Here is a 17,248-nt window from a genome sequence, read left to right as displayed (position 1 = left end):
CCCGAACACACCCCACGGAGTACCCCTGTGTCCGAACGGACCACCCACGACTCCGCCCCGTCCTCCTCGCTCGGCGACTCGATCGCCGTCGGCTGGGACGACCGCGGAGACGAGTTGCCCCCGGCAGATTGGGGCAGGCGGGCCGGCTCGCGCCGAACCGGCACCGTATGGCTCTTCGCCCTCCTCATCACCGCGATGGCCTTCGGACACGCCTGGTTGTCCGACGAGCTGACCGGGCCGGCCTTCCTGGCCTGGGCGACCATCTTCACCGCGATCAGCTTCCAGGCGCTGCCCTTCCTGGTCTTCGGTGTGGCCCTGTCCGCCGCGCTGGTCGCGTTCGTCCCCACCTCGTTCTACCGCCGGTTCATCCCGAGCAGTCCGAGCCGGGCGGTCCCCGTCGCCGGGGTCTCCGGGGCCCTGCTGCCCGGTTGTGAGTGCGCCTCGGTGCCCATCGCGGGGAGCCTCATCAGTCGAGGGGTGGCGCCCGCCGCGGCGCTCACCTTCCTGTTGGCGGCGCCCGCCATCAACCCGATCGTCATGATCGCGACCGCGGTGGCCTTCGCCGGTCAGCCCGAGATGGTGCTGGCCCGCTTCGTCGCCTCTCTGCTGGCCTCGGTGGTCATCGGTTGGATCTGGGTGCGTTTCGGGCGCGCGGACTGGCTGCGCCTGCCCTCGCGTCCCACCACCCCCGGAGCGTCGAAGTGGCGGGTCTTCCGCGAGTCGATGCTGCACGACATCATGCACGCGGGCGGATACCTGGTGGTGGGCGCGGTGGCCGCCGCCACCCTCAACGTGATGGTCCCCCGGGAGTGGCTGTTGACGGTGGCCGGGATGCCGATCGTCTCGGTCCTGGTGCTCGCTCTGTTGGCCATCCTGCTGTCGATCTGTTCGGAGGCCGACGCCTTCGTCGCGGTCAGCCTCACCGACTTCTCGCCCACCGCCAAGCTCGCGTTCATGGTCATCGGACCCATCGTCGACCTCAAGCTCATCGCGATGCAGGCCGGTGTGTTCGGCTGGCGGTTCGTCGCCCGCTTCATCCCTCTCTGTCTCGTGGTCGGTCTGGCCTCCACGTTCCTGATCGGAGGCGTCCTGCTGTGAACCGCATCGCCCAAGGGCTCACCCTGGTCCTGCTCGGAGCCGCCGCGCTGACCAGCACCGTCCCCACCGACCTGTACCTGAACTGGGTCAAGGCCGGTTTCGGTCCGTTCCTGATCGCGGCCGGCGTGGTCATGGTGGTCCTCGGAGTCCTGGTCATCGCCTCCGAACTGCGCGGCGAACGCCACGACGCGGAGGAGGCCGACGAGGGGCCCGAGCACGCGGAGCACCACGAGGGCCACGGACACGACCACGCGCGGGCCCCCAGGGTGGCCTGGCTGCTCCTGCTCCCGGTGATCGCCGTCTTCGTGGTCGCCCCTCCGGCCCTGGGCGCCTACACGGTGGAGAGCACCGGGGCCTCCTCCGGGCCACCGCCCAGGACCGAACGTTCCACCTCCTCCTCTCCCTTCGGCGACGGTCTGGAGGAGGCCGGCCCGAACGAGGTCACGCGGCTCGCCATCCGGGAGTTCGTGCTGCGGGCCTGGATCGACGAGGAACGCGAACTGGCCGGACGCCGGGTCGAGCTGGTGGGGTTCGCCGTCCCCGAGGAGGAGGGCGGGGACGGTTGGTACCTGGCCCGCCTCCAGATGTCCTGTTGCGCCGCCGACGCGGTGGTCAACAAGGTCCTCATCACCGACCGACCCGCCCCCGAGACCGATACCTGGTGGCGGGTGCGGGGGACGTGGGTCGAGCCCGAAGGGGACCTGTACGACGTCTCCCGACACGAGTTCTCCATCGACGAGATGGAGGAGGTCACCGACCCTCCCGACCCCTACGAGTGACCGTTGGGCGGTCGGAGACCCGGGGGAGGTCCTCGGCCGCCACACCGTGATCAAATCCCCACTATGGGACGGCCCTGAGTGACAATAGGTCCGTGTCAGAACCCCGCGTGCAGACGAGGAGCCTCTGGAGCCGGATACGTCCACACTCCATTCGAGGCAGGGTCACGCTGTGGGCCGTCGTCATCATCGCCGTGGTCCTGACCCTCCTCTCCGTGGGCTCCTATCTCCTGTTCCGAGAGGTCGTGCTCATCCAACTCCGCGACCGGGAGGACGAGGAGGCGCGGCACATCGTCGAGCACATCACGACCGAACGCTACGAGTCCTCGATCCCCGCCAACGAACCGATCCTGCGGTCGCAGATCGTCGACCGAGACACCTACGAGGTCCTCGCCTCCAGTGACGCGTTGCGCGGTATGCCGGCCATGACCACGAAACGGCCCTCCCGCGACGACTTCCGCCTGGTGACGGTCGACTGCGGTGAGGTGGCCGGGGACGAACCCACCGACTGCTATCAGGTGGTCGGGTACGCCATCGACGATTCCGCCTACGGGGACGTCATGGTGCTCGTGGCGACCCAGACCCCGCAGGTGCTGGCCCACCACACCCTGGAGATGGTCCTGGGCGGGATGTCGGTGGCCCTGCTCGCCGGGACGGCCCTGACCGCCTGGTACGGGGTGGGCCGCGCGCTGCGTCCGGTGGACCGGATCAGCGACGAGATCGACCGGATCTCCGTCAGCGGCCTTCACCGCCGGGTGCCGGTCCCCAAGAACGACGACGAGATCGCCCACTTGGCCCGCACCGCCAACGAGACCCTGCGGCGGCTGGAGGAGGCGGTCGCCCGACAGCGGCGGTTCGTCTCCGACGCCTCGCACGAACTGCGCAACCCCATCGCCGGGATGCTCACCAAACTGGAGGTCGAGCTCTCCGACCCCGACCCCGACCTACGGGCCAGGGAACGTCTGCTCACGGGGCTGCTCTCCGACACCGAGCGGTTGGAGAACATCGTCGAGGACCTGCTGGAGATGGCCCGGCTGGACACCGGCGTGGTGATGGATCTGGAGAGCGTGGACCTGACCGCCCTGGTCGAGGAGGAGTTCCGGGAACGGCGTGGTCAGGCGCGACTGCTCATCCACGGCTCCGAGCCGGTGTACGCCAAGGTGAACCGGTTGCGTCTGGCCCGGGTGCTGACCAACCTCGTCGCCAACGCCGAACGCCACGCGAAGAGCCGGATCGACATCATCGTCGGACACACCCACGGCTCGGCGGTCGTCGAGGTGCACGACGACGGATCGGGCATTCCGGAGAAGGACCGCGAGCGCATCTTCGAACGCTTCGCCCGACTCCCCGAGTCCAGGGAACGGGACCCCGGCGGCAGTGGTCTGGGACTGCCCATCTCCCGGGAGATCGTGCACTCCTACAACGGCACCCTCGTGGCGGGTCACAGCGATCTGCTGGGCGGTGCCCTGTTCACGCTGCGTCTGCCAGAGGATCCGGAGCCGAACACGTGACCGTCGACCAGAAGACCTCCCAGGGCAAGGGGGAGCCCGTTCCGCCGCCCACGTCGGGGGACGAGGAACCGGGGACCGAACACGACGACCCCACCGAGACCTCCGGCGGCGACGGGGGAGAACCGCCGGAGACACCGCTCGCGAGCGGCGGACCGCACCGTCCCAACTACTTCGTGATGGGGTTCGTCGGAGCGCTGGGCGTGCTCTCGGCCTGGCTTCTGGTGAACGCCCTGTCCGGGGCCGGGGCGGTCTTCGTCTACATCCTGGTGGCCCTCTTCCTCGCGGTCGGGCTCAACCCGGTGATCCTCCTCCTCCAGAGGATGCGCATGCCCCGCTGGGCGGCGATCCTGACGGTGTGCCTGTTCCTGGCGCTCTTCATCACCGTGTTCGTCTGGACGATCGTGCCTCCCCTGAGCGATCAGGTGAGCAGCTTCGTGGCCGGTCTGCCGCAGGCGATCGACCAGCTACAGAACGCCAGGTTCTTCCGCGAGCTCGACCAGCGCTACGACGTGCTGGCCCGGATCAGGGACATGGTCACCGGCGCCGACTTCGGCCAGCAGGTCTTCGGCGGGCTGGTCGGGGTGGGGCAGGTGGTCTTCAACTGGCTGTTCGCGACCTTCACGGTGTTCATCCTGACCCTGTTCTTCATGGCCTCCCTGCCCGGGATCATGGACGTGTCCTACCGTTTCGTGCCCCGTTCCCGCAGGGAGGGCGTGCGCGAGATCGGCGACGAGATCGTGCGGCGCATCGGGGCCTTCATCGCCGGCCAGTTGGTGGTCGCCGCCCTGGGCGGGGTGGTGGCCTTCCTCTTCCTGTGGGCGATCGGTTCCGCCTACGCGCTCACCCTGGCCCTGGTGGTCGCGGTCACCGCCCTGATCCCGCTGGTGGGCACCACGATCGGTGCCCTGGTGGCGTCCTTGGCCGTGGCGCTCGGAGACCCGCTGATGGGGCTGGTCACCCTGATCTTCTTCCTCGTCTACCAGCAGATCGAGAGCTACGTGCTGGCTCCGAGGGTGATGCGGCACGCCGTGGACGTGGCGCCCACAGTCAACATCACGGCGGCCCTGCTCGGCGGGGCCCTGCTCGGCCTGGTCGGCGCGCTGCTGGCCATCCCGACGGCGGCCGCCCTCACCCTGGTGCTCAAACGCGTGATCTTCCCGCGGCTGGAGCGTCGCTGAGCGCCCCCGAGCGGCCCTACCCTGGTCGGATGGGAAGCGGGCGGGGGTGGGTGTGGCGGATCGCGCTGCTCGTCGCGTGGGTGGGTCTGCTGATCTGGGCCCTGGTGTACGGGCCCGATCTGGCCACCGTCCGTGCCTGGACGGACGGCGCGGGCGCGGCGGGGGCCCTGGTCTACCTGGGGGCCTACGCTCTGGCGGTCCAGGCCCTGGTGCCCCGTCCGGCCTTGAACATCGCGGGCGGGCTGCTCTTCGGGATCCCGCTCGGGGTGGCCCTGGCCCTCATCGGTGGTGTCCTGGCGGCCCTCGCCCAGTTCGCGGTGGCCCGACACGTGGCCGGTGACGCGCTCGCCGCACGCCTGCCCCGACGGGTGAGGGTACGGCTGGAGGGGCTGACCTCGTGGCGGGCCTTCCTGGTGGTGCTCCAGTTGAGGCTGGTACCGGTGGTCCCGTATCAGATGGTCAACTACGGCTGCGGATTGACCGGGGTCGCCCTGGCGCCGTTCGCCGCCGCCACGGCGCTGGGTTCGCTGCCCGCGACGGTCGCGATGGTCCTGGTGGGCGCGGGCGGCGCCGACCTCGGGCTGGAGGTCGCGGTGGCCACGGGTGTGATGGCCGGGCTCATCGCCCTGGTGTGGTGGCTGGTGCGGGCTCGACGTCGCCCTCGTGCCGCGTGGCGGGCGCGGGCCTGATCGGACCGCGCCCGCAGAGGGCCGCCGCTACGAGGCGCCGCCGAACAGTTCGACCTCGTCCGGGGTGGGACGGTCCATGTCGAAGGGGAGGATCTCTCCGCCGTCGCTGTCGGTGATCCGCGGTTCCTGGAGGATCTCGGGCTCCTTCCCCGCGCGGTTCTGGACGACCATCACACCGGAGTAGCCGCTGTGGTCGTCCTCGGTCGCGGCGAAGGGCACCAGGCCGGGGCCGGCCAGGTCGTTGGAGTTCAACGTCCGGACGAGGGTCTCCCGGTCGAGGTCGGGGCCGACCTCCATGAGCAGGCGCGCGAACAGGGTCGCCTGGACCATGCCGTAGACCGTGGTGTCGGTGAAGGGCGCGTCCTCGATGTACTCATCGTGGATCCCACGATAGAACTCGGTCCAGGGATCGTCGCTCTGGGCGGCCATCGGAAGGAACGCGGTGATGATCAGGCTGTCGGTGAAGGCCTCCGGGGGTACGTCCTCGGCGGGGGTGCCCGCCGCGTACTCGCCGATCAACTCTTGGACGATCTCGACGTCGCCGCCGAAGCTGGGCGCCACCCATTGGGGTTCGTACCCGATGGCCTGCGCCTCCAGGATCGCCATGCCGAGGAAGGCGGGGATGCAGTAGCAGACGGCGACGTCGGCGCCGGACCTCTTCAGCTCCTCGATCTGGCCGTCGAGCTCGGGGACCCCGGGGTCGTAGGACTCCCAGGCGACGATGTCGTCCATGAGGTACTGCTCGATGCCCGCGTGCGAGGCCGGGCCGACGTCGTCGTTCTGGTAGAGCAGGCCCACGTCCTCGCCGGGGAAGTTCTCCGCGATGTAGGCGCCCTGGACCTTGGCCTCCTTGGAGTAGTCCACCTGGAAGCCGTAACTGAGGGGGTACTCCTCGGGCTGGTCCCAGGCGAGGGCCCCGGAGGAGACGAACAGGTCGGGGACGCCCGCGTCGTTGAGCTCTTCGATGACCGACTCGTGGGTGGGGGTGCCCAGCCCGCCGAGCATCGCGAAGATCTCCTGTTCGTTCATCAGGTCGTCCGTGACCCGCATGGTCTGCGCGGGGTCGAAGGCGTCGTCCTCGACGCGGTAGTCGATCCGGCGGCCGTGGATGCCGCCGTTGTCGTTGATGTGGTCGAACACGGCACGTGCGCCGGCGGAGACGTGGACGAAGCCGGGTGAGGCGGGCCCGCTGAGGGGCTGGTGGGTGCCGATGACGACGGTGTCGTCGGTGACCCCGAGGGTGAGGTCCTCCGCGGAGCCGCTCCCGTCGGTGGACTCGGCGTCGCCGCACGAGGCGGCGAGTATCGCGACGGCGAGCGCCGCGGCGATGATTCTCGGTGATCGCATGATGTGTCCTGAACTTCGGTCATGTCTTCGCAACGGGAGGCCCGAGGGCCCGTGGGGGGAAGACGGCTTCGCAGCTCGGGGGAGAAGGCCTGGTACGGGGTTCCTACTCGGCAGTACGTTACCGGCCGGTAAACATCATACGAACGCGGGTGAGGTGCGCAACCGCCCCCGCCCTCGGTGGCCGGAACCGGCCCGGGGCAGGGGTGATCCCGGGAGGGCGGACACCGCCCTCCCGTCGAGGAGGGGAACGCCGGCGGGGCGCCCCCGGAGTCGGGTCAGCTCCGGACGACGTCACGCTCCAGGATGGTGCGGGTGAGCCTCGCGATCCGCTCCGCGGCCTGGTGCACCACGCTGTCCCTACGCCAGACCAGGAGATGGCGGAGCTGTATCGGGGCGTTCTCCAGCTGTCGGACCACCACACCCCGCCCGGTGACGAAGTCGGACTGGCAGGGGGCCACGGCCCTGCGATCGGCGACCAGGTCGCGGATCTCCGACCTGTCGTGCAGACGGTAGGGCACCTCGGGGCTGAACCCCGCGCGCTGGCAGGCGAGGTAGAAGCACTCGGGCCATCCGGTGCCGTCCGGTGGGGTGAGCGCCCACGGGCAGCCGGCCAGATCCTCCAGCCTGATGAAGGTCTCCCCGGCTAAGGGGTGGTCGGCCCACAGCGCCACGTGAAGGGGGTCCACCGCGAGCATCGCCCAGGCCAGGGGGCCGTCGGTGGTCAGATCGCGGTCCACGTAGTCGATGGTGGTGCCCAGGTCCAGACGTCCCGCCCGCACCAGGTCGGTGACCAGCTTGGGGGAGTACTCGGTGCGCACGTGGACGGGGACGCCGGGGAAGATCTCGGGCAGTCGTGCCGACAGCTCCACCGTCAGAGGGCCCACTCCGCCGATGCGCAGGGCGCTGGGGGAGGCGCCGCGCGCGGTGATGTCGTGCAGCAGGTCGTCCATGGACAACAGGACCGTCCGCGCGCGGACCAGGACGAACTCTCCCAACTCGGTGGGGCGGACCCCCGACCGTCCACGATGGAACAGACGTCCCCCGACCTCGCGCTCGATCCGTTGGAGTTGGGTCGTCAGCGCGGGCTGGGAGGTGGACAGAGCCGTGGCCGCCTTGGTCACGCTTCCGGTGTCGGCCAGGAGGCAGAGGGTGCGGAGATGGCGGAGTTCGAGGTCCATGCGTGGAATCTAAGGTGTGCCTGCCCTTCGTGTACAGACGTGTCGACGCGGTGACCGTTCGGAGCGGGGATCGGCGGCCGGGATCCGTGCGACCCGGACACCCTTCGTAGGGACTCGGTGGGATAGAGTGCCGTGCGTCACCATATAGTTTGACGACCTACTAAATGGCGGAAACCCCGTCATGGTGGGTCCGACGCGCACCAGGGCGCGCGACAGTGGGAGAACTCATGGCGGTCGAACGCACGCTGCACACACCCGAGGCCGAACAGCTCCTGGAGCTGACCCGGGAGATCGTGGACAAGGAGATCGCCCCACGCGCGGCCGAGGACGAGGAGAACTCCGTCTTCCCCCGCGACGTCTTCACCACCCTCGGACGGGCCGGCCTGCTCGGCCTGCCCTACTCCGGCGAGTACGGCGGCGGCGACCAGCCCTACGAGGTCTACCTCCAGGTCGTGGAGGAGCTCGCCCGCGGTTGGCTCGCGGTCGGCCTGGGCGTCAGCGTGCACAGTCTCTCCTGCTATCCCCTGGCCACCTTCGGCGGTGATGAGCAGAAGGGCCGGCACCTGCCCGACATGCTCGGCGGGGAACTCCTGGGCGCCTACTGTCTGTCCGAGACCTCCTCGGGCTCCGACGCGGCGGCCATGACCACCCGGGCCGAACGCACCGACGACGGCGGCTACCGGGTCAACGGCGCCAAGGCGTGGATCACCCACGGAGGACACGCCGACTACTACACGCTCTTCGCCCGTACCGGCGCCCCCGATTCCGGGGCGCGCGGCATCGGCTGCCTCCACGTTCCGGCGGGCACCCCGGGCCTGAGCACGGCCGCCCCCGAACGTAAGATGGGCATGCGCTCCTCCACCACCGCCGGGGTGATCCTGGAGGACGTCGAGCTGGGCCCCGAGGCCCTGATCGGCGAACCCGACCGCGGTTTCGGGATCGCCCTGGCCGCCCTGGACTCGGGTCGACTCGGCATCGCCGCCTGCGCGGTGGGTCTGGCGCAGGCCGCGTTGGACGCGGCCGTCGCCTACTCGCGCGAACGTCGCCAGTTCGGCTCCCTCATCGGGGACTTCCAGGGACTGGGCTTCATGCTCGCCGACATGGCCACCCAGGTCGCCGCCTCCCGGGAGCTCTACCTGTCGGCCGCGCGCCTGCGCGACGCCGGTCGCCCCTTCGGCAAGCAGGCCGCCATGGCCAAGCTCATGGCCACCGACACCGCCATGAAGGTCACCACCGACGCGGTGCAGGTCTTCGGCGGGTACGGCTACACCCGGGACTTCCCGGTGGAGCGGTACATGCGTGAGGCCAAGGTCCTCCAGATCGTGGAGGGCACCAACCAGGTCCAGCGCATGGTGATCTCGCGTCACCTGGCCAAGGAGGCCTGAGCTCCCACCCCTATCCGCGCAGCAGGGCTGCGGTGCGCTCGGCCGGGTGCACCGTCGGCTCCACCGGACGGTCGGTCAGCACCGCCAACGCGGATCGGTACCCGGGGTCGCGCTCCAGGTCCGTCAACCACGCGGTCCCGGGCGCGCCCCCGCCCTCCCAGGCGACCAGCCGCGCCCGGTCGGACGGAGGGGTGACCGAGACCCTGCGCAGGCCACCGGACAGCCCCAGGCCGGTCGCCTTGAGCAGTGCCTCCTTGCGCGCCCAATAGCCGAAGAAGGCCTCGGAGCGGTCGTCCTCGGGCAGCGCCCGCCACGCCCGCGCCTCGGACTCGGCCAGCGTGTAGGCGGCCAGTCCGTCCAGATCCCGTGCCTCGGACACCCGCTCCACGTCCACGCCCACCGGGACGCCCTCGGCCATGGCCAGGACCACCCACTCACCGGAGTGGCTGATGGAGATCTCCCAGCCGGTCGCGGGGCCCACCGGCACCGGTTTGCCGTGCGGTGAGGGGTCGCCCCCGTCGGCCCCGGTACGGGCCTTGTCCTCACAGGAGCGGCAGCGCAGCTCGAAGGCCACCTCGGAGGCGGGGACACCGGTCCGCTCGGCCAGCGCCGTCCGGGCCAGGGCCCGGCCCAAGAGGTGGCGGTCGCGGTCGGTCTGGAGCCGGAAGCGGGTGTTGCGGGCGAGCTCCTCCTCGTTCAACAGACGGACCAGGCGGTCGTTCGCGGAGGAGATGTGGGCCCACCACACCGTGGGCCGGAGGGGAGTGGAACCGAGCGTCATGGACCCATTGTCGCCGATCTTCCGACGATCGGTGGTGTGAGCGAACGGGAAACGGGGCATCCGGTAAGTGGCAGGTCGGCCCGCCCCCTTGGAGGCTCAGATGTCTGTCGTGGTGCTGCTCGGAGCCGGAGCCCTCATCGGCCTCGTCGCCCTCACCGTCATCGTCCTGGTGACGCTCCTGACGGAGCGGCCACCGGCCCGTGTCGAGGGGAGTCGCGACCGGTCCGTACTCTAGGGCGGTCGGCGCGGTATTCGTATCGCGCTCCATCACCGGTACGGAGGAGAGTGTCCGTGTCCATGGCCGAGGAGAGCCGTCCGGCGTTCGCAGCCGAGCGCCGGGAGCGCATCCTGGAGTTGGTCCGGGCCCACGGGAGCATGTCCTTGCGCGACATCGCGGTCAAGGTGCACGCCTCGGAGGTCACCGTCCGTCGTGACGTGCGCGCGATGGAGGCCGAAGGGCTGCTCGACCGCCGTCGGGGCGGGGCCGCGCTACCGGGCCGGATCGGGCACGAACAGAGCTATACGGGCAAGAGCGATCAGTGCGCCGCGGAGAAGGCCGCCATCGCCTCGGCCGCGGCCCGTCTGGTCCGCCCCGGCGACGCGATCACCCTCGGCCCGGGCAGTACGGCCGAGGCCCTGGCCCGCGAGCTGCGCGGCCACGAGGACCTGACCGTGGTGACCAACTCCCTGCGCGCGGCCGACGTCCTGGCCGGGGCGGCGGGGGTGGAGGTCGTCATGACCGGGGGCACGGTGCACGCGCCCATGCGGGCGCTGATCGGCCCCGCCGCGGAGGCCGCGCTCTCCGGTCTGCGGGTCAACCGCGCGTTCCTGTCCGGCAACGGTGTGAGCGCCGACCGGGGGCTGAGTACGCCCAACCCCGCTGTGGCCAGTGTCGACCGGGCCCTGGCGGACTGTGCGGAGGAGACCATCGTCCTGGCGGATCACACCAAGGTCGGGGCCGACACCATGGTCCCCACGGTGGCCCCCGAGGACATCGCCCATCTGGTCACCGACTCCAGTGCGGACCCCGAGGTCCTGATGACCCTCGAGGAGTCCGGGGCCCTGGTCCACGTCGTCGTGGTGGCCGACGAACGGGGTCAATGAGCGCGAGGGGAAGGTGCCGTGGGCGGTGTCGTTCCGCCGGACAGCGGCATCGGAGCGCGCACTCCCTTACGTTTCGCCCTATTGTGCGAAGAACATCCGATGCGTGATCCTGTACACACTGACGATACCCATTGGTAACTTTCGGGCCCGGCCCGACGACCGACCCACCGCAACGACGACCAGGAGCCGCCGCGTATGTCCTCCCGATCACCGCATCCGGAGCACCGCCCGTCCGAGCCCGTACGGGTGACCCCCGAACCGGTGGCGCTTCCCGAGCCCTGGCGGAGCTCCCGTCTGACCGTGGTCGTCCCCACCTACGACGAGGCCGGCAACCTCCCCGTCCTCGTCTCCCGCCTCATGGCCCTGGACCTCCCCGAACTGCGGATCGTGGTGGTCGACGACGACTCGCCCGACGGCACCGGCGAGATCGCCGACAAGCTCGCGATCGAATACGGCGGACGTCTCGACGTCCTGCACCGCACTAAGAAGGACGGGCTGGGACGGGCCTACGTCGAGGGCATGACCCGCGCTCTGGAGGACGGGGCCGACTACGTCGTTCAGATGGACGCCGACCTCAGCCACCCCGTGGGCTATGTCCCCCAACTCCTGGGCACCCTCCACGCCACCGACGCCGGAGTGGTCATCGGCAGCCGCTACGTTCCGGGAGGCAGCCTCTCCGAGACCTGGGGCGCACGCCGCCGTCTGCTCAGCGGCTGGGCCAACGCCTACGTCAAGACCGTGCTGGCCATCCCGGTGCGCGACGTCACCGCGGGCTTCAAGATCTGGCGGGCCTCGGCCCTGCGCACCCTGGACCTGGCCGGGATCGAGAGCACCGGTTACGCCTTCCAGGTGGAGATGCACTACCGGGCCTACCGTCGGGGGCGAAAGATCGTGGAGATCCCCATCCACTTCGAGGACCGGGTGGTGGGCCGTAGCAAGCTCGACGGCGCGGTGGCGCTGGAGGCCGCGCTGCGCCCCCTGCGGCTGCGCCGGGCCGAGAACGCGCGCCGCTGATCTCGGGCACGCCCCGGTCCGAGACCCGTGTCCCCCTTCTCGCACCCTCCTCCACCTGCGATCATCGGGGGAACGCGAGAGGGGGTGACAGCAGTGTCCGAACAGCCCTACGACGTCGACTCCGACATGGGGGAGGACCCCCAGGAGAGCGAGATCGCCGAGGCCGAGAGCCGTCAGAACCCGGGCGAGGGTGTCTACGGCTACACGTTCGAGGATGAGCAAAAGGACGACGAGGGGGAGCTCGGGATCGAGGAGGAGGTCCGTCTGGAGCGGGACGACGTCCTGCCCCGCGAGGACTTCGACATCGACGGACCCGGAGCGGAGGAGGAGGCCGTCCACGAGGTGGACGACTCCGACACCTGACCGTCGGCCGGGGTCCGTCGCCTTGTGGGGGCGGGCCCCGCCCCATTCCCACCGACCTCTTTCTTCACAATTTCACTTGGATTTGGGATGATCGAAGTGACGTGGGGAGGGAGGCGGACGACGTGACCGAACAGCCCTACGAGGTGGACCTCGATCTGGGGGACGACCCGCAGGCGACCGAGGTCGCCCAGCGCGAACTGTTCATCGATCCGATCTTCGACATCCTCGGATACGACTTCGAGGACGATGACAGCCGAGGCCGTCTGGGGATCCTGGAGGGTGTGCGGGCCGAACACCTGGGGGTCGCCGTGCCCCGCCAACGGTGGGGCGGTGAACGCAGCGCGGAGGAGGAGGCCCTGAGCGTGGTCCCCGACCCGGACGCCGTCAAGGACCGCCCACCGGAGGACTACCGGGACTGAGCGTTCCCGCCCGAGGGGCCGTCACCGTGGACCTCTCCGGCGCTGGAACCCGGACACGAACGCAGCGGGGGCCCCGAGACCCCGCAGAAGCGAGGCGTGGGTCCGACGGCCGGAACCGCGACCTCCCCTTCCTCCGGGGCCGTCTCCTCGCCGGTCTCCTCCGCCCCGGGCATCCGACCACGAGGCAGGGCCAGGGCGCACGCCGCCGCCACCACCGCGAGCCCCGCCAGGATGAGCATCGCCGTCCCGAAGTGCTCGGCGAGCCCGGCCGTGCCGCCGCCCCCGTCACCGGAGGAGCCCCCGATCCCGGCCAGGGCGGGGATCGCGGCCACACCGATCAACTGCGCCCCGCGCGCGAACGTGTTGTTCACCCCCGAGGCCAGCCCGGCGTGGCGTTCGGGCGCCGAGGCCAGCACCGTCGCGGTCAGGGGGGCCACCGTCGTGGACAGTCCCAGCGCCACGAGGAGGATCCCCGGGAAGACCTGGGTGAGGTACGTGGCGTCCGGCCCCATGGACGAGAGCAGGAGGAACCCGCCCGCCAACAGAAGGGGGCCCACCACCAGTTGCGGGCGCGGACCGATCCTGGAGGCCAGCTTCCCGGAGCGGGCCGAGAGCGTCAGCATGAGAAGGGTCAACGGCAACGAGGCCGCCCCCGCCGCGATCGGGGAGTAGCCGCCGACCTCCTGGAGGTAGATCACCAACAGGAAGAGCAGGGTGCCCAGGGCCGCGTAGATCACCACGGTGGCGGCGTTGGTCACGCTGAACGCCACCGAGCGGAAGAGCCCCAGGGGCAGCATGGGGGCCCGGCCCCTCGCCTCCACCACCAGGAACACCACCAGAGCCAGGACGCCGATCACGGCGCCCACCCACACGTCCACGGTTCCGCCCTCGGCGCCCCACTGGATCAGCGCGTAGGTGATACCGCCCAGCGCCACCACGCCCAGCAGGGCCCCGCCGTAGTCCAGGCCGCCCGTGGCCGAGGTGTCCCGTGTCTCGGGCACCTTGAAGTGGGCGATGAGCAGGACGACGACGGCGAGCGGCAGGTTGATGAGGAAGATGAGCCGCCAGTCGCCCGCCTGGACCAGCCATCCGCCCAGGAACGGGCCCACGGCCGAGGCCACACCCGTCAATCCGGACCAGGCGCCGATGGCGCGGGCACGATCCTTCTCCCGGAAGCCCGCCTGGAGGATCGCCAGGCTCCCCGGGGTCAACAGGGCGCCGCCGACCCCTTGGACGACGCGGCCGGCGATCAGCCACTCCAGGGTCGGTGCGAACGTGCACAGGGCCGAGGCCAGCGCGAACACGGTCACCCCGACCATGAACAGGCGGACCCGGCCGAACCGGTCCGACAGGGAACCACTGATCAGGATCAGGGCCGAGAGCGTGACCATGTACCCGTTGACGATCCATTGGAGCCCGGCCAGCCCGGTGGCCAGATCCTGTTGGATCGCGGGCAGGGCGACCGTCACGACCGTCGAGTCGAGGAAGGCCATCCCCGAGCCCAGGACCGTCGCCGTCAGCATCCACCGGGCGGCGGGCGTTCCCCAGGCCACCCGCCCCGCGGTGTCCGGTGGCGAGACCGAACCGCTCATGACGTCTCCCTGTCCGATGGGCTCCGTGGTCGACCGCTCCGACCACAGTAAGGCGCGGACCCCCTCCCGAAGGTGGTGGCCCGCGCCTTGTTTCCCTTACGCTGTGCGGTTTTGACCCGCGGTCACTCGCTGGCGAGCGCCCCGGTGATCGAGGTCCCGGCGGCCCGACGGGCGGGCAGCACCGCGGCCAGCAGACCGGCCAGGACCGAGACCGCGATGAACACCGCGATCTGGCCGGCCGGGGCCGCGAAGACCATGTTCGGCAGCACCGCGGCCGCGGCCGCCCAACCGAACACCACGCCCAGGGCGATGCCGATGCCCGCGCCGATCAGGCAGAGCAGGACGGCCTCGATGCTGAGCATCCGGCGCAGTTGCCCCCGAGCCAGACCCAGGGCCCGCAGCAGGGCGGACTCGCGGGTGCGCTCCAGGACCGACAGCGCCATCGTGTTCGAGATACCGAACACCGCGATGATGATCGCCAGGCCCAGCATGGCCGCGATGGTGTAGAACGCGATGTCCATCATCTGGGAGAACTGGTTCTTCATCTCGGCGACCGAGTCGACCTGAAGGGTCGGGTGGTCGTCCACGGCCGAGTAGACGGCCTCGCGCAGCTCGGCGGAGTCGGCGCCCTCGGCGCCCCGGATCATCAGGGTGTCGTCCTGAGTGCGTTCGGGGAAGGCCCGCACGAAGTCCTCTTCGCTGACGGTCGCCCCGAAGAGGCTCTGCATGTCCTCGGCGATCGCGGCGATCTCCAGCTCCAGGTCGCCCTCCGGGGTGACGAGGGTGAGCGTGTCGCCCACTCCCATCCCGCCGGCGTAGCCCTCGGAGAGCACCACACGACCGGGCTCCAGGTCGGAGAGTTCGCCCTCGACCATGTCCGCGGTGAGGTCGGTGCCCATGTCGGCGCCGACGTAGGTGCTGACGGGCATGCTCTCCAGCGGACCTCCGACGCCTTCTTCGGCGACCTCGGCGGAGTCGGAGCGCACGCCGAACACCTTGGAGACGGTCGATTCCTTCTCCAGGCCCTCGCGGACCCGGGAGGGGATCGTGGCCAGCTCGGCCAGGGGCTCCTCGTCCTCGACGGCGACCTCGGTCCCTTCGACCGCGCCCTCCTCGGTGCCCTCTTCGGTTCCCGCGACGCCCTCTTCGACGCCCTCCTCGGTCGTCTCGGTCTCCTCCTGGCCGACGGTCAGCTCGTCCGGGTTGAACTGCGGGCTGATCTGGTAGTCGACCGGGAACTGCTCGTCGAGCGTCTTGGTCAGGGTGCTCTCCAACGAGGCGCTGACCACGGAGTAACCGGTGATGAGCGTGGCGCCCACGGTCAGGGCGATCATCGCGGTGGCGGCGCGGCGCGGGTTGCGGACGGAGTTGTCCACGGCCAGCATGCTCGGAACGCCCACGCGTCGCAGCGGGACCCCCACCAGGCGCACGATGCCGCGCACCAGCAGCGGGCCGAGGACGACCACGCCGACGAAGGCGATCAGGGCGGCGCCGGTCACGATGAACAGGCCCGCCGGGTCGGGGCCGGTCATACGGGTCAGGCCGATCAGACCGGCCGAGACCGCGAACAGCAGCAGGCCGAACACCACGCGCACCCAGCCGGTGCCCTTCTCCAGACCGGAGGCCGTGGCGCTGGTGCGCAGGGCCGCCAGCGGGGCCACCCGGGTGGCCCGCATGGCCGGGACCAGGGCGGAGAACACCGTCATCAGGGTGCCCAGCAGCAGGCCGCTGAGCACGGCGCCGGGGCCGATCACCACGGAGGCGGTCACGTCGGTGCCCATGAGCGGGCCGGCGAAGCGGGCACCGGCCATACCGATGCCGATACCGGCCAGCACGCCCAGGATCGAGGAGACCATACCGACCACGAAGGACTCGGTCAGCACCGAACGGAAGACCTGGCCGCGCTTGGCGCCCACACAGCGCAGCAGGGCCAGTTCGCGCTGGCGCTGCGCGATGAGGATCGCGAAGGTGTTGTAGATGACGATCGCGGCGACGAACATCGCGATCACGCCGAACAGCAGCAGGGCGATGCGCAGGACCTCGGTCTGGGCGCCGACCCCTTCGGCGAGCTCCTCGCCGAACTCGGTGCCGGTGGCCACCTCGGCGGTGGCGCCGAGCTCCTCCTCGACGGCCTTGGCGACGGTCTCGTCGTCGGTGCCCTCGGCGGCCACGACGTCGATCTCGGAGTAGCCCTGGGGCGCGGCGATCTCACGGACGACGTTCTCGGTCAGGACCGTGGCGCCGGCCATGCTGAAGTTCGGGTCGACACCGAAGTTGACGAGGCCGGTGAGGGTGAAGTCGCGCTTCTCCTGGTCGGCGTCGAGCATGGTGACGGTGTCGCCGACCTCGAAGCCGGTCGAGGACGCGGTGGAGGTGGCCAACGCGATCTCGTCGTCGGCCTCGGGCAGGCGGCCCTCCTTGGCGGAGAAGCGGGAGGCGTCTCCAAGGGAGACCGCGGCGGGCGGCATGAACCCGACGGCCCGTCCCTCGGCGTCCAGGAGCACGGCCCGGCCTTCGAGCATGCCGTCGGCGGAGGCGACCTCGGGAAGGTCGCGGACCCTCTCCAGCTGTTCCTCGTCGAAGGCGACGGCCTCGGCCGGGTCCTCGCCCTCGACGTACTCCGGTTCGGCGGGCGTCGCGATGGCGTCGACGCCGGTCGCCGAGCCCATCACGGACTCCTCGTAGCTGGCCTTGAGCGTGTCGGCGAAGACCATGGTGCCCGAGATGAACATGACGCCCAGCAGGATCGCCAGGACGGTGGTGACGTAGCGGGACTTGTGCAGACGTAGCCCCGCGAGTGTGGTGCGCAGCAT

The 17,248-nt window shown here is 70.4% G+C and carries 16 protein-coding genes; 11 read left to right on the top strand and 5 right to left on the bottom strand.

The genetic code is table 11. The annotated features are described in order from the left end of the window. The first annotated feature begins 27 nt into the window (after positions 1–27). From TR33_RS12810 to TR33_RS12790, 5 genes are all read left to right on the top strand, one after another. Positions 28–1,098 (top strand): permease, encoded by a 1,071-nt coding sequence (locus tag TR33_RS12810; protein ID WP_017535702.1) that lies wholly within the window; start codon positions 28–30, stop codon positions 1,096–1,098. Beyond that, on the top strand, positions 1,095–1,877 hold the full coding sequence (locus tag TR33_RS12805; protein ID WP_042283289.1) for a TIGR03943 family putative permease subunit: 783 nt from the start codon (positions 1,095–1,097) through the stop codon (positions 1,875–1,877). The genes TR33_RS12810 and TR33_RS12805 overlap by 4 nt, the downstream gene beginning before the upstream one ends. 92 nt (positions 1,878–1,969) lie before the next feature. Further along, the gene (locus TR33_RS12800; RefSeq protein WP_042283287.1) at positions 1,970–3,385 is read left to right on the top strand and encodes a sensor histidine kinase; all 1,416 of its coding nucleotides are present in this window, start codon (positions 1,970–1,972) and stop codon (positions 3,383–3,385) included. After that, positions 3,382–4,563 (top strand): AI-2E family transporter, encoded by a 1,182-nt coding sequence (locus tag TR33_RS12795; protein ID WP_017535705.1) that lies wholly within the window; start codon positions 3,382–3,384, stop codon positions 4,561–4,563. Before TR33_RS12800 ends, TR33_RS12795 begins: the two co-directional genes overlap by 4 nt. A gap of 29 nt (positions 4,564–4,592) precedes the next feature. Continuing rightward, the gene (locus tag TR33_RS12790) at positions 4,593–5,252 is read left to right on the top strand and encodes a TVP38/TMEM64 family protein (RefSeq protein ID WP_042283285.1); all 660 of its coding nucleotides are present in this window, start codon (positions 4,593–4,595) and stop codon (positions 5,250–5,252) included. A gap of 27 nt (positions 5,253–5,279) precedes the next feature. Here the strand turns inward: TR33_RS12790 and TR33_RS12785 are convergent, their stop codons facing one another. Continuing rightward, on the bottom strand, positions 5,280–6,599 hold the full coding sequence (locus TR33_RS12785) for an ABC transporter substrate-binding protein (RefSeq protein ID WP_042283281.1): 1,320 nt from the start codon (positions 6,597–6,599) through the stop codon (positions 5,280–5,282). Between the two features lie 275 nt (positions 6,600–6,874). Continuing rightward, the gene (locus TR33_RS12780) at positions 6,875–7,777 is read right to left on the bottom strand and encodes a LysR family transcriptional regulator (protein WP_014912117.1); all 903 of its coding nucleotides are present in this window, start codon (positions 7,775–7,777) and stop codon (positions 6,875–6,877) included. A 227-nt stretch (positions 7,778–8,004) separates the two neighbouring features. Here TR33_RS12780 and TR33_RS12775 point away from each other — a divergent pair, with 227 nt between their 5' ends. Next, on the top strand, positions 8,005–9,162 hold the full coding sequence (locus TR33_RS12775; protein WP_042283280.1) for an acyl-CoA dehydrogenase family protein: 1,158 nt from the start codon (positions 8,005–8,007) through the stop codon (positions 9,160–9,162). A gap of 10 nt (positions 9,163–9,172) precedes the next feature. On the opposite strand, the gene TR33_RS12770 is transcribed toward TR33_RS12775, so the two are convergent. Then, on the bottom strand, positions 9,173–9,943 hold the full coding sequence (locus tag TR33_RS12770) for a 4'-phosphopantetheinyl transferase family protein (RefSeq protein WP_042283531.1): 771 nt from the start codon (positions 9,941–9,943) through the stop codon (positions 9,173–9,175). 100 nt (positions 9,944–10,043) lie between these two features. Between TR33_RS12770 and TR33_RS27425 the strand changes: the two genes are divergently transcribed. From TR33_RS27425 to TR33_RS12750, 5 genes are all read left to right on the top strand, one after another. Then, positions 10,044–10,178 (top strand): hypothetical protein, encoded by a 135-nt coding sequence (locus TR33_RS27425; RefSeq protein WP_014910036.1) that lies wholly within the window; start codon positions 10,044–10,046, stop codon positions 10,176–10,178. Positions 10,179–10,240: 62 nt separating this feature from the next. After that, positions 10,241–11,047, top strand: coding sequence for a DeoR/GlpR family DNA-binding transcription regulator (locus tag TR33_RS12765; protein ID WP_026125210.1), 807 nt, complete (start codon positions 10,241–10,243; stop codon positions 11,045–11,047). 195 nt (positions 11,048–11,242) lie between these two features. Beyond that, positions 11,243–12,061: a polyprenol monophosphomannose synthase gene (locus tag TR33_RS12760; protein WP_042283275.1), complete on the top strand. Its 819-nt coding sequence runs from the start codon at positions 11,243–11,245 to the stop codon at positions 12,059–12,061. Between the two features lie 93 nt (positions 12,062–12,154). Next, a complete protein-coding gene (locus tag TR33_RS12755) occupies positions 12,155–12,424 on the top strand; it encodes a hypothetical protein (RefSeq protein ID WP_017535712.1) in 270 nt (89 codons plus the stop codon). Positions 12,425–12,546: 122 nt separating this feature from the next. Beyond that, positions 12,547–12,843, top strand: a complete 297-nt coding sequence (locus TR33_RS12750) for a hypothetical protein (protein ID WP_014909971.1) — start codon at positions 12,547–12,549, stop codon at positions 12,841–12,843. On the opposite strand, the gene TR33_RS12745 is transcribed toward TR33_RS12750, so the two are convergent. Both TR33_RS12745 and TR33_RS12740 read right to left on the bottom strand, forming a co-directional pair. Then, positions 12,831–14,435: an MFS transporter gene (locus TR33_RS12745; RefSeq protein ID WP_017535714.1), complete on the bottom strand. Its 1,605-nt coding sequence runs from the start codon at positions 14,433–14,435 to the stop codon at positions 12,831–12,833. The two genes, TR33_RS12750 and TR33_RS12745, sit on opposite strands and share 13 nt — an antisense overlap. Before the next feature lie 122 nt (positions 14,436–14,557). Further along, the gene (locus TR33_RS12740) at positions 14,558–17,248 is read right to left on the bottom strand and encodes an ABC transporter permease (protein WP_042283274.1); all 2,691 of its coding nucleotides are present in this window, start codon (positions 17,246–17,248) and stop codon (positions 14,558–14,560) included.

This window comes from Nocardiopsis alba, from assembly GCF_000710955.1.
Lineage (GTDB): Bacteria > Actinomycetota > Actinomycetes > Streptosporangiales > Streptosporangiaceae > Nocardiopsis > Nocardiopsis alba.
The sequence above is the reverse complement of the archived record's forward strand: the minus strand, read 5'-3'. Positions and strand labels throughout refer to the sequence as shown.

What these genes read in the sequence shown, in the direction of transcription:
- TR33_RS12745 (WP_017535714.1), bottom strand. Translation starts at nt 14,435, where the DNA reads ATGAGCGGTTCGGTCTCGCCACCGGACACCGCGGGGCGGGTGGCCTGG.
- TR33_RS12785 (WP_042283281.1), bottom strand. Translation starts at nt 6,599, where the DNA reads ATGCGATCACCGAGAATCATCGCCGCGGCGCTCGCCGTCGCGATACTC.
- TR33_RS12760 (WP_042283275.1), top strand. Translation starts at nt 11,243, where the DNA reads ATGTCCTCCCGATCACCGCATCCGGAGCACCGCCCGTCCGAGCCCGTA.
- TR33_RS12775 (WP_042283280.1), top strand. Translation starts at nt 8,005, where the DNA reads ATGGCGGTCGAACGCACGCTGCACACACCCGAGGCCGAACAGCTCCTG.
- TR33_RS12740 (WP_042283274.1), bottom strand. Translation starts at nt 17,248, where the DNA reads ATGCTGCGCACCACACTCGCGGGGCTACGTCTGCACAAGTCCCGCTAC.
- TR33_RS12790 (WP_042283285.1), top strand. Translation starts at nt 4,593, where the DNA reads ATGGGAAGCGGGCGGGGGTGGGTGTGGCGGATCGCGCTGCTCGTCGCG.
- TR33_RS27425 (WP_014910036.1), top strand. Translation starts at nt 10,044, where the DNA reads ATGTCTGTCGTGGTGCTGCTCGGAGCCGGAGCCCTCATCGGCCTCGTC.
- TR33_RS12765 (WP_026125210.1), top strand. Translation starts at nt 10,241, where the DNA reads ATGGCCGAGGAGAGCCGTCCGGCGTTCGCAGCCGAGCGCCGGGAGCGC.
- TR33_RS12780 (WP_014912117.1), bottom strand. Translation starts at nt 7,777, where the DNA reads ATGGACCTCGAACTCCGCCATCTCCGCACCCTCTGCCTCCTGGCCGAC.
- TR33_RS12770 (WP_042283531.1), bottom strand. Translation starts at nt 9,943, where the DNA reads ATGACGCTCGGTTCCACTCCCCTCCGGCCCACGGTGTGGTGGGCCCAC.